Here is a 10,878-nt window from a genome sequence, read left to right as displayed (position 1 = left end):
TGCACCCCCATTATCTCGTATCGATGGGGGAACTGCGAAACCGCCCAGGTTGGGGGCCGCGGATCGCGACGTTCTCGCGGTTCCGAGTGGTCACCTTGGCGTGTGCCGTACATCCGCTCCAAGCGCCGTCAACCGCTCGACCCCGCCGTCGAGGCCGTCCCAGCGGGCATGCGCGTCGCCGGGGCCTTCTCGTGGCGACTGATCGTCGTCGTCGGGGCCCTCGCCGTCGTCGTGGCCCTGGTCATCCTGCTGCAGGACATCGTGGTGCCGTTCCTCATCGGCCTCATCGTGTGCGCCCTGCTCGCGCCGTTCTCGCGGTTCCTGCAGCGACACCGGTGGCCGAAGTGGCTCGCGGTGCTGTCCTGCTTCCTCGCGGTGGTGATCGTCATCGGCGTGCTCGCCCTCGTCGTCACCGCGCAGATCCGGTACGACCTGCCGATGCTCGAGCACCGCCTCGACCACAACGTGCAGTCGCTGCAGTCCCTGCTCGCCACCGAGCCGTTCGGGATCACCGCCTCGCAGGTGACGAAGTGGCTGTCCGACGGGACGAAGTTCCTGCAGTCGCACGCGTCGTCGATCGCCTCGGGCGCGGCGGAGGCGGGGAGCGGGCTCGTGCACGTGCTCGAGGGCCTCTTCATCGTGGTGTTCACGACGATCTTCGTGCTCGTCGACGGGCCGCGGATCTGGTCGTGGGTGGTGCGGCTCTTCCCCCGCCGGGCGCGCGGTCGGATCGACGTCGCCGGACAGGCCGGGTGGAAGACCCTGACGAGCTTCATCCGGGTCCAGCTCGTCGTCGCGGTCACGGACGCGCTCGGCATCGTGATCGGCGCCCTCGCGCTGCAGGTGCCGCTCGCGATCCCGATCGGGGTCATCGTGTTCTTCGGCGCGTTCGTCCCGGTCGTCGGCGCCATCGTCGCCGGGGTCGTGGCGGTCGTCATCGCCCTCGTGTTCAACGGCTGGGTCCCGGCGTTGATCATGCTCGGCATCGTGATCGCCGTGCAGCAGCTCGAGAGCCACGTCCTGCACCCGTTCCTCACCGGGTCGGCGGTCCGCGTGCACCCGCTCGGTGTCGTGCTCGGCGTCACCGCGGGCACGACCATCGCCGGCGTCGTCGGGGCGTTCTTCGCGGTGCCGTTCATCGCCACCGCGAACGCGATGATCCACGCTGCGGCGTCAGCGGACCCCGAGGCGGTGGAACGCGGCGCCGAGGAGCGCGAGGTCGACGCCGATCACGGCGGGGTCGACGCCGATCACGGTGGGGTCCAGTCGTAGCCGTCGATCCACCAGCAGAAGTACATCCACACCCACTGCAGCGCGATGCACACGACCACGACCGCCACCCGGTAGACCCGCGACCGGGGCAGCGCCACGATCCCGAGCAGCGGAGCGATCGGCAGCAGGATGCGCCAGGTGCTCGACTGCGGGAAGAACACCGCCAGCAGGTACACGAGGTAGGCCACGCCCCACAGGCGCAGCTCCAGCCCGATCCGCCTGGCAGCCGGCAGGGCGACGAACACCGCGAACCCGACCACCACCACGGCGAGCAGGACCGCGCCGGCCGGCTGCCCGAACCACCACCCGAAGCCCTGCACCCAGGGTGCGAACGGGACGAGTTCCTTCCACCCGATGTAGGACGACCGCCAGGCCAGCTCGGTGTCGGTGTACGCCCGCGGCACCCCGGTGACCGCCCAGGCGATCGCCGGCCACGCCAGGCCGACGAGCCCGGACACCACGGCGACCACGGCGGGCGGTACGAGCTGGCGCACCGTGAGCGGTGCGGACGCCCGGACCCAGGCCGGCCGGACCGCCCAGGCCACGAGGAACAGCGCGATCAGCAGCGCGAACGCGAGCCCGGTCGGCCGGGTCATGCCGAGCAGCAGCACGACCGGGAGCATCGACCACCAGCGGCGGTCCACCATGAGCAGCAGGGCGACGAGGAGCAGGAACAGGCCCATCGACTCGGCGTAGGCCACCTGGAACATCGCGGAGACGGGGGCGACGGCGAACAGCACCGTCGCGAAGGTCGCCCGCGCCGGGTCGAGGAACCGCCCCATCAGCCGTCGGAACACCAGTGCCGCGCCCCAGCCGAACAGCAGCGACACCGACACCGCGACGAACTCGAACGACGCACCCGTGACGGCCATCAGACCACGGACGAGGAACGGGTAGGCGGGCATGAACGCCCACGCGTTCTCGGTCACGTGCCCAGCGGTGTCCACCGGCAGCGTCGACGGGTACCCGGACGCAGCGATCACCCGGTACCAGGCACCGTCCCAGATCGACGAGAACGACAGCAGGCCCGGGTGCTGCACCGTGAACGAGTTCGCGGCCTGCACGCTCGCGAACGCGGCGAGCATCACGCCCGTCACGACCCGCGCGAGCACGTAGACGACCGTGATCCGCACCCACCACGGCACCACCCGGTAGCGGGCGTTCCACCGGGCGCGGGCAGGGCTCAGCCGGGCCGACCCGGCCGTCGTCAGGCCGTCAGCCACCGACGCAGACCGTGCTCGACCGAGGTGATCTGGTCGACGGGGACCTGCTCGTCGTCGTGGTGGGCCCAGACCGGCTCGCCGGGGCCGTAGTTGACCGCGGGGACGCCGAGCGCCGAGAACCGGGCGACGTCGGTCCAGCCGTACTTCGGACGGGGTGCCGGACCCCCGACGGCCGCGACGAAGTCCTGCGCCAGCGGAGCGTCGAGCCCCGGCCGGGCCCCGGCCGCGAGGTCGACGATCTGCACGTCGTAGCCGTCGAACAGCTCACGGACGTGGGCGACGGCCTCGTCGGCGGTGCGCGACGGTGCGAAGCGGTAGTTGACGTGCACCATGACCTCGTCCGGGATGACGTTGCCGGCGATGCCGCCCGTGATGCCGACGGCGTTGAGCCCCTCGCGGTAGTCGAGCCCGTCGACCGTGACCGTGCGCGGCTCGTACGCGGCGAGGGTGGCGAGGATCGGTGCGGCCTTGTGGATCGCGTTGTCGCCGATCCAGCTCCGGGCACTGTGCGACCGCTTGCCGAAGGCACGGACCTCGGCGCGGAGGTTGCCGTTGCAGCCGCCCTCGATCTGCGCGCCGGAGGGCTCGCCGAGGATCGCGAAGTCCCCCGCGAGGAGCTCGGGTCGGGTCCGGGCCAGGCGACCGAGCCCGTTCAGGGCGTCGCTGACCTCTTCGTGGTCGTAGAACACCCACGTGACGTCGACGTTCGGTTCGGCGAGGTCGTACGCGAGCTTGAGCTGCACCGCGCACCCGGCCTTCATGTCGACCGTGCCGCGGCCCCACAGGATCTCGGTCCCGTCATCGGCGGTGCGGAACTCGGTCGGCAGGTTCGCGTTGAGCGGGACGGTGTCGATGTGCCCCGCGATGACGACCCGGCGGTCGCGGCCGAGGTTCGTGCGCGCGACGATCGCGTCACCGTCTCGGATCACCTCGAGGTGGGGCAGCGGCGCCAGGGCGGCCTCGATCGCGTCGGCGAGCGGTCCCTCGTTGCCGGACACCGACTCGATGTCGCAGATGGCACGGGTGATGTCGATGGACGAGGCGGTGAGGTCGAGCGGCTCCGGCATGCGGGAAGCCTACCGGCCGACCCTTGCAGGGGCCGTCGAGGTGACCACCTGTGGACGGTTCGTGCTCTGTCCACAGGTGCCGCGCCTCCAGGCCGGGAGGCGCGGTGCGCGTCCGTCGGGCCCGTCCGGACGGACGGGTGGTCGCCACCGACCGCTGGGTACCCTGGTGCGGTGACCGACACGACCGCTGCCACCGACCGCCCGACCCACGCCTGGGGCCACGGCCTCGCGACGATCGCCGCCGACGGCACGACGCTCGACACCTGGTACCCCGAGACCCACCTCGGCGCACTCCCCGCCGACGCCGCGTTCCCCGCCGGGCTGCGGGCGCACGTCGGCGACGACCCCCGCCGTGCCGTCACGATCGAGGCGGTCACGACCGAGGTCACGATCGACGCGGCCCCCGCCAGCACGCCCGACGCCTACCTGCGCCTGCACCTGCTCAGCCACCTGCACGTCCGCCCGAACGAGGTCAACCTCGACGGCGTCTTCGCGCACCTGCCGATCGTCGCCTGGACGAACGCCGGCCCCGTGCACCCCGACGACCTGACGCGGCTGCGCCCCGGGCTGCAGCGCTCCGGGATCGCCGTGCACGCCATCGACAAGTTCCCCCGGCTGGTCGACTACGTCGTGCCCGACCGCGTGCGCATCGGCGACGCCAACCGAGTCCGTCTGGGCGCGCACCTCGCCCCCGGCACCACGGTCATGCACGAGGGCTTCGTGAACTTCAACGCCGGCACGCTCGGCGACGCCATGATCGAGGGGCGCGTCTCCCAGGGCGTCGTCGTCGGCCACGGCACGGACATCGGCGGCGGCGCGTCCATCATGGGCACGCTGTCCGGCGGCGGCACCCACCGTGTGTCCCTCGGCGAGCGGGCGCTGCTCGGGGCGAACGCCGGGCTCGGCATCTCGCTCGGCGACGACTCCGTGATCGAGGCAGGCCTGTACGTGACGGCCGGCACGAAGGTCGTGCTCGTCGGGGCGGCACCGAACCCCGACGGGACGCCCCGGACGGTCAAGGCCGCCGAGCTCTCGGGCACGCCGAACATCCTGTTCCGCCGCAACTCGCTGACCGGCGCGGTCGAGGCCCTGCAGCGGCAGGGGCAGGGCATCCAGCTCAACACCGCGCTGCACGCCTAGCCGGTCGTCGGCTGTGGGGGTGGTCGAGGGGCCGCACGGCCCGGTGCCGGTCCGCCGGTACGCGGCTCGTACGGGGGCCGCTCGGGGCACGACCCTCGTGTGGCTGCACGGCGGTGGGTTCTTCCGCGGTGACCTCGACCTGCCGGAGGCGCACGCGGTCGCCGGTGCCCTCGCCGACCGCGGACTCGACGTCGTCACGGTCGACTACCGTCTCGCTCCCCTGCCCGGGTTCCCGTTCGTCGGACGACGCGGCGCCCGCGGTCGACGACACCACCCGGTACCGAACGACGACGTCCGCGCCGTCCTCGCCGAGGTGCGTGCGGCGGCCGACGGCCCGGTGTTCCTCGGTGGCGCGAGCGCCGGAGCGTGCCTCGCCGCGGCCGTGACCCTGGCGCTGCCGGAGGATCGGCGTCCGGACGGCCTCGTCCTCGCGTACGGGTTCTTCCACGCCAGGACGCCCCGCGACCCGGCGGTGCTGCGGTCGGTGCGCGGGCACCGCCGCGTGACCCACCACCCGGTGCTGCTCGACCTGGCGAACCGGAACCACGTCGGACGCGCGGGCGACGGCGACACCGCGTTCCCCGGCGGGACGGACCCGTCGGGCATGCCGCGCACGCTCATGGTGGACGCCGAGCACGACACGATGCGGGCGTCGGGCGACCGGTTCGCCGCCGAGCTCCGGGCCGCCGGCGTCGACGTCGAACGGCACGTGCTCGCGGCAGCGCGGCACGCGTTCCTCAACCGACCGGGGTCGCCGGACTCGGACCGGGCGCTCGACCTCGTCTCGGCGTGGGCGGCGCGCTCGTCCGGCGCATGAGCGGCGGCGCGGCGCGCTCGCCCGACGGATGGGCGGCGTGAGCGGGCAGGCGGTGGAGCCGGCCGTGCGACGGACGGGAGGCGCGGTGCGGGCCGGCACCGCGCCTCCCGTCCGCCGCCGCGCCCGTCCCGCCACTCCCGCACAACCAAAGTCACGTCGAACCACGCGATGACATGGTTCGACGTGACTTGTGTTGTGCGCTGCGCGCCCCCGAACGAACATCGCGCCCCGTCGGAACGGGGCGCATTGTTCGCGCGGGGGCGCGGTGCAGCGGCGACGCGGCGACCACCGCGCTCCCGCGCGCGGCGTCAGCGCGCCGGGAGGTCCCGCTCGGCGTGCCCCACGTAGAGCTGCTGCGGGCGCCCGATCTTGTTCAGCGGGTCGTTGTTCAGCTCGCGCCACTGCGCGATCCACCCCGGCAGACGCCCGATGGCGAACAGCACCGTGAACATCCGCGGCGGGAAGCCCATCGCCTTGTAGATGATGCCGGTGTAGAAGTCGACGTTCGGGTAGAGCTTGCGGCTGACGAAGTACTCGTCCTCGAGCGCGATGCCCTCGAGCTCCATGGCGATGTCGAGCAGGTCGTCCTGCACGCCGAGTGCCTCGAGCACCTCGTGCGCGGACTCCTTCACGAGCTTCGCGCGCGGGTCGTAGTTCTTGTAGACGCGGTGCCCGAAGCCCATGAGCTTCACACCGCGCTCCTTGTTCTTCACCCGCTCGACGAAGCGGGTCACGGGCTCGCCCGAGTCCTTGATCTGCTGGAGCATCTCGAGGACGGCCTCGTTCGCACCGCCGTGCAGGGGGCCGTACAGGGCGTTGATGCCGGCGGAGATCGAGGCGAACATGTTCGCCTTCGTCGAGCCGACCATCCGGACCGTGGCCGTCGAGGCGTTCTGCTCGTGGTCCTCGTGCAGGATGAGGAGCCGCTCGAGGGCCTTCGACAGCACCGGGTTCGGCTGGTAGGTCTCGGCCATGGTGCCGAAGTTGAGGCGCAGGAAGTTGTCGACGAACGACAGCGAGTTGTCCGGGTACAGGAACGCCTGCCCGATGGACTTCTTGTGCGCGTACGCGGCGATCACCGGCAGCTTCGCGAGGAGCCGGACGGTCTGGAGCTCGACCTTCTCGGGGTCGTCGACGTCCATGTCGTCCTCGTAGTACGTCGACAGGGCGCTGACGGCGCTCGAGAGGACCGACATCGGGTGCGCCGAGTGCGGCAGGGCGTCGAACAGGCGACGGAGGTCCTCGTGCAGCAGCGTGTGCCGACGGATGCGGGCGTCGAAGGACGCGAGCTCGGACTCGGTCGGGAGCTCGCCGTAGATGAGGAGCCAGGCCACCTCGAGGAAGGTCAGGTTCGACGCGACCTGGTCGATCGGGTAGCCGCGGTACCGCAGGATCCCCTGGTCGCCGTCGATGTAGGTGATGGCGCTCTTCGTCGACCCGGTGTTCACGAACCCGTAGTCGAGCGTGTTCATCCCGGTCTGCTTCTTGAACGTCGAGATGTCGATGGCGGACGCACCGTCGACGCTCGGCAGGATCGGGAACTCCGCCGTGCCACCCGGGTACGTCAGCGTCGCGGTCGCCGTGGCCTGCTCGGCGGCGGGACTCACGGGGACGGGCGTGGTGGGCGGTGTGGCCGTCTTCTGAGCGTCATTGGCAGTGTCAGTCACGATGACAGCCTAATCGCGCCCACTGTCGGTCGTGCACACATCGAGCCTCAGGACTTGGTGGGAACCACGGATTGCGCGGAGCGCGAAAGGCTCAGGCGGATGCCAGACGCCGCGAGCTCGCCAGGCGCTGCGCGGCTGCGGCGATGCGTTCGTCGGTCGCGGTGAGGGCCACACGGACGTGCTCGGCGCCCGCCGATCCGTAGAACGTGCCCGGTGCGACGAGGATCCCGCGCTCGGCCAGCCAGGCGACGGTGTCGAGTGCGGGTTCGCCCCGGGTCGCCCAGAGGTAGAGACCCGCATCGCTGTGGTCGATCCGGAAGCCGGCGCCTTCGAGTGCCCGTCGGAGCATGTTCCGTCGGGCGCGGTACAGCGCCTTCTGCGCCTGCACGTGGGTCTCGTCGGCGAGGGCGACGATCATCGCTTCCTGCACCGGGAGCGGCGGCATCATGCCGGTGTGCTTGCGGACCGCGAGCACCTCGGCGAGGACCCGCGCGTCGCCCGCGACGAAGGCCGCCCGGTACCCGGCGAGGTTCGACTGCTTCGACAGCGAGTAGACGCTGAGCACGCCGTCGACGGAGTCCCCCACCACCCGGGGGTCGAGGATCGTCGGCGTGGGGGCGGCGTCGTACGGCGGCTCCCACCCGAGTTCGGCGTAGCACTCGTCGCCGACGATGACCGCGCCGAGTTCCCGCGCCCGCTCGACCGCGACACGCAGCTCGTCGATCGACAGGACGCGGCCGTCCGGGTTGCCCGGCGAGTTCAGCCAGACGAGCTTCGTGGTGGACGGCCACGCCGCAGGGTCGTCCGAGGCGAGGGCGTCCGCGCCGACCAGGGCCGCACCGAGCTCGTACGTCGGGTACGCCGCGGCCGGGAACACGACCGTGTCACCGCGGCCGATCCCGAGCCAGAGCGCGAGCCCGGCGATGAACTCCTTCGAGCCGATCGTCGGCAGTACCTGGTCGGGCGTCAGCGTGACGCCCTGCCGACGGCCGTACCAGTCGGCGATCGCCTCGCGCAGGGCCGGCGTCCCGGCGACCTGCGGGTAGGCGTGCGCGTCGGTCGCCTCTGCGAGCGCCGTGCGGACGACGGCGGGGGTCGGGTCGACGGGCGAGCCGACGCTGAGGTCGACGATGCCGCCCTCGACCGCCGCTGCCTGCTGCTTGAACGGGACGAGCTGGTCCCAGGGGAAGTCGGGGAGGTCGAGCGCCACGGTCCGGCTCCGGGTCAGCCGCGGGGCGGCTCGGCCATGACGACCGGGTGGTCCTTGTGGATCACGCCGACCTTCGCAGCACCGCCGGGGGAACCGACCTCTTCGAAGAACTCGACGTTGGCCTTGTAGTAGTCGGCCCACTCCTCGGGGAGGTCGTCCTCGTAGTAGATCGCCTCGACCGGGCAGACCGGCTCGCACGCACCGCAGTCGACGCACTCGTCGGGGTGGATGTACAGGGACCGGTCACCCTCGTAGATGCAGTCGACCGGGCATTCGTCGATGCAGGCGCGGTCCTTGACGTCGACACAGGGCTGGGCGATCACGTACGTCACGGTTGGGGTGCTCCCTTCGGACTGAGCAGATCGAGTCTACCCGCGCGGCCCGGCCGCACCTGACCGCCGGACGGCGAGGTCCGCACTCCGCCGGACCGCGAGGTCCGCACTCCGCCGGACCGCAGGACCGGTCCACACCGCGCCGGACCGTCAGGACCGCGCCGGCCCGTCCGCACCACTCCGCGCCGGACCGTCAAGAGCGGTCCGCGCCACCGGACCGTGCGGCGGCCGCCCGGATCCCGGACAGGTCCGGCCAGGCGAGCACGAGCGCGGTGACGGCCGCCGGGCCGAACGTCCACACGTAGCCGGCGACGTTCGCGAGCACGAGCGGGGAGCTCTGCCCGGCCACCGACGTCAGGACCTGCGTCGCGGCGATGATCCCGATGCCGACCGCGGCGACCATCGCCCGCGACCGGTACAGCAGCCGGATGCCGACCGTGAGCCCGACCACGATGAGCGAGGTGAGCACGATCCCGACCGGGAACCCCCCGAGGGCCTGCTGGTGCGTGACGGTGCCGAGTCCCCCGGCGACGAGTCCGAGGACGAGGGCGACCACGACCGCGGTGACCTTGCCCTGCCGCGAGAACTCGGCGAAGGTCTGCGGCGCCTCGGGGACACGGTCGACGTCGTGCCGGAACGCCTCGGTCGCCCGGGCGTGCTGCCGCTCGCCGTGCGGCATCACCCACGACAGCGCGGTGGGGTCACGGGGATCGACGGGGTCGACGGTCACCTGGGAGCGGTACTGCTCGACGGCCGCCCGGACCTTCGCCCGCACGGGGAGGACGTCCACGGTCAGGTCGGTCTGCCCGGAGTCGGGGTCGACGATCATCGAGAACGGGAGTTCCTCGGCGCGTGCGGCGTACCGCGCCGCGTGGTGGACGCGGACGTGGTCCGGGTGACCGTAGCCGCCGTCGTCGGCGTAGCTCACCACCGCGTCGGCGCCGGTGGAGCGGATCGCGGCGCGGATGTCGTCGACGACCTCACCGAGGTCGGCCGCGGTGAGCGAGTCGGCCGGGGCGTCCCCCGCGGCGACCGCGCGACCGTCGGGGCCCCACTGCATGCCGGAGTCGGTGTAGCGGCGCTCGGGCAGGTCCGTCGGCCGTGCACCGGGGCCGCCGAGCCAGAGGTGCGCGGGACCGCCGAGTGCGGCGAGGGCACCGGCGATCTCGGTCTCGCGGTGTGCGGCGACACGGGGGCCGTCGCCGAAGAGCGGCCCGAGCTCGGGGGTCAGCATCTCCCCGCGCTCACCCCGGGTCGCGGTGAGCACCGTCACCTCGGCGCCGACCTCGAGCAGGGTGGCGATCGTCCCACCGGACGAGAGCGTCTCGTCGTCCGGGTGGGCGTGCACGAACAGGACGCGCTCGGGGCGGGTTGCAGGGGCCTTCGACATCGGGTCCAAGCGTACCCAGCGGCGACTAGCGGGGCGTCACGATGTAGGTCGCGGTCACACCGTCGTTGCCGTCCGAGAACGTCAGGACCACGCGGTAGGCGTCGCTCCGGAACATCCCGAAGGCGCTCGAGGAGTCCGCGCGCTTCGCCGACTCGGTGAACCCGGCGTCGGTGAGCTGCTGCGCCGCCGCCTGGAAGTCGTCGACGGAGCCCGCGCGGACCTGTGCGACCCAGCCGGAGCCGTTCGGGCCGGAGCCGCCGCCGAGCACGGTGCCGTCGACGAGCGGGACGTCCTCGGTCGGGAAGCCGTCCGGGACCTTGCCGTCCGAGGTCACGTTCGCGCCCTTCAGCGCGGTGTCCAGGGCGCCGTCGATGCCCCCGGCGACCGAGGCCATGCCGTCCTGGACGGCCTTGCCGTCGATGCCCTGCACGCCCTCGGCGACGCTCGACGCGACCGAGGAGCCGAGGTCGGTGGCCTGCCGCACGGCGTCGGACGAGCAGCCGGCCAGTCCGGCGAGGGCGATGCCGGCTGCGACGGCGGCGATCAGGGTGCGGGTCGGGGTGCGCATGCCCAGCACCCTAGGGGGCGAGCCGGGAGGCGCGGCGTGAGTCCCCTGGGAACGTCACGTGCGCGACGGGGTCGCGCCGCGCCTCCTGGCCGGCCCGAGCGGACCGCTCGCGTCAGGCGACGTACGCGCGCGTCGCCGCGACGAGGGCGTCGACGCCCACCGGGATCGCCGTCTCGGCCTGCGGCGCGTAGA

Annotated in this window: 10 protein-coding genes; 3 read left to right on the top strand and 7 right to left on the bottom strand. The window is 72.4% G+C overall.

The features are described 5' to 3' along the window. The first annotated feature begins 102 nt into the window (after positions 1-102). Positions 103-1,272: an AI-2E family transporter gene (locus tag I5E_RS18495; protein WP_022908299.1), complete on the top strand. Its 1,170-nt coding sequence runs from the start codon at positions 103-105 to the stop codon at positions 1,270-1,272. On the opposite strand, the gene I5E_RS18490 is transcribed toward I5E_RS18495, so the two are convergent. Both I5E_RS18490 and dapE read right to left on the bottom strand, forming a co-directional pair. After that, complete coding sequence (locus I5E_RS18490; RefSeq protein ID WP_031263159.1) at positions 1,251-2,495, bottom strand: hypothetical protein; 1,245 nt, start codon at positions 2,493-2,495, stop codon at positions 1,251-1,253. The two genes, I5E_RS18495 and I5E_RS18490, sit on opposite strands and share 22 nt — an antisense overlap. Beyond that, entirely contained in the window at positions 2,480-3,562 is a 1,083-nt protein-coding gene (dapE, locus tag I5E_RS18485) for a succinyl-diaminopimelate desuccinylase (protein ID WP_022908297.1), read from the bottom strand. The genes I5E_RS18490 and dapE overlap by 16 nt, the downstream gene beginning before the upstream one ends. Before the next feature lie 171 nt (positions 3,563-3,733). On the opposite strand from dapE, the gene dapD reads away from it, so the two are divergent. Next, positions 3,734-4,702: a 2,3,4,5-tetrahydropyridine-2,6-dicarboxylate N-succinyltransferase gene (dapD, locus tag I5E_RS18480; RefSeq protein WP_022908296.1), complete on the top strand. Its 969-nt coding sequence runs from the start codon at positions 3,734-3,736 to the stop codon at positions 4,700-4,702. A 19-nt stretch (positions 4,703-4,721) separates the two neighbouring features. Next, positions 4,722-5,519: an alpha/beta hydrolase gene (locus I5E_RS18475; RefSeq protein WP_022908295.1), complete on the top strand. Its 798-nt coding sequence runs from the start codon at positions 4,722-4,724 to the stop codon at positions 5,517-5,519. 308 nt (positions 5,520-5,827) lie between these two features. On the opposite strand, the gene I5E_RS18470 is transcribed toward I5E_RS18475, so the two are convergent. The 5 genes from I5E_RS18470 to I5E_RS18450 all read right to left on the bottom strand — a co-directional run bounded on the left by I5E_RS18470 (position 5,828) and on the right by I5E_RS18450 (position 10,686). Continuing rightward, positions 5,828-7,126, bottom strand: a complete 1,299-nt coding sequence (locus tag I5E_RS18470; protein ID WP_022908294.1) for a citrate synthase — start codon at positions 7,124-7,126, stop codon at positions 5,828-5,830. A 151-nt stretch (positions 7,127-7,277) separates the two neighbouring features. Beyond that, a complete protein-coding gene (gene dapC, locus I5E_RS18465) occupies positions 7,278-8,396 on the bottom strand; it encodes a succinyldiaminopimelate transaminase (RefSeq protein ID WP_022908293.1) in 1,119 nt (372 codons plus the stop codon). A gap of 14 nt (positions 8,397-8,410) precedes the next feature. After that, a complete protein-coding gene (gene fdxA / locus I5E_RS18460; protein ID WP_022908292.1) occupies positions 8,411-8,728 on the bottom strand; it encodes a ferredoxin in 318 nt (105 codons plus the stop codon). A gap of 193 nt (positions 8,729-8,921) precedes the next feature. Continuing rightward, positions 8,922-10,118: a PIG-L family deacetylase gene (locus I5E_RS22980; protein ID WP_022908291.1), complete on the bottom strand. Its 1,197-nt coding sequence runs from the start codon at positions 10,116-10,118 to the stop codon at positions 8,922-8,924. Between the two features lie 25 nt (positions 10,119-10,143). Further along, positions 10,144-10,686: a hypothetical protein gene (locus tag I5E_RS18450; RefSeq protein WP_022908290.1), complete on the bottom strand. Its 543-nt coding sequence runs from the start codon at positions 10,684-10,686 to the stop codon at positions 10,144-10,146. Positions 10,687-10,878 lie beyond the last annotated feature (192 nt).

It is taken from the genome of Curtobacterium sp. B18 (genome assembly GCF_000333375.1).
GTDB lineage: Bacteria > Actinomycetota > Actinomycetes > Actinomycetales > Microbacteriaceae > Curtobacterium.
The sequence above is the reverse complement of the archived record's forward strand: the minus strand, read 5'-3'. Positions and strand labels throughout refer to the sequence as shown.

Excerpts from the sequence above, each read along its gene's own strand:
- I5E_RS22980 (WP_022908291.1), bottom strand. The coding sequence starts at position 10,118 with ATGTCGAAGGCCCCTGCAACCCGCCCCGAGCGCGTCCTGTTCGTGCAC.
- I5E_RS18450 (WP_022908290.1), bottom strand. The coding sequence starts at position 10,686 with ATGCGCACCCCGACCCGCACCCTGATCGCCGCCGTCGCAGCCGGCATC.
- dapE (WP_022908297.1), bottom strand. The coding sequence starts at position 3,562 with ATGCCGGAGCCGCTCGACCTCACCGCCTCGTCCATCGACATCACCCGT.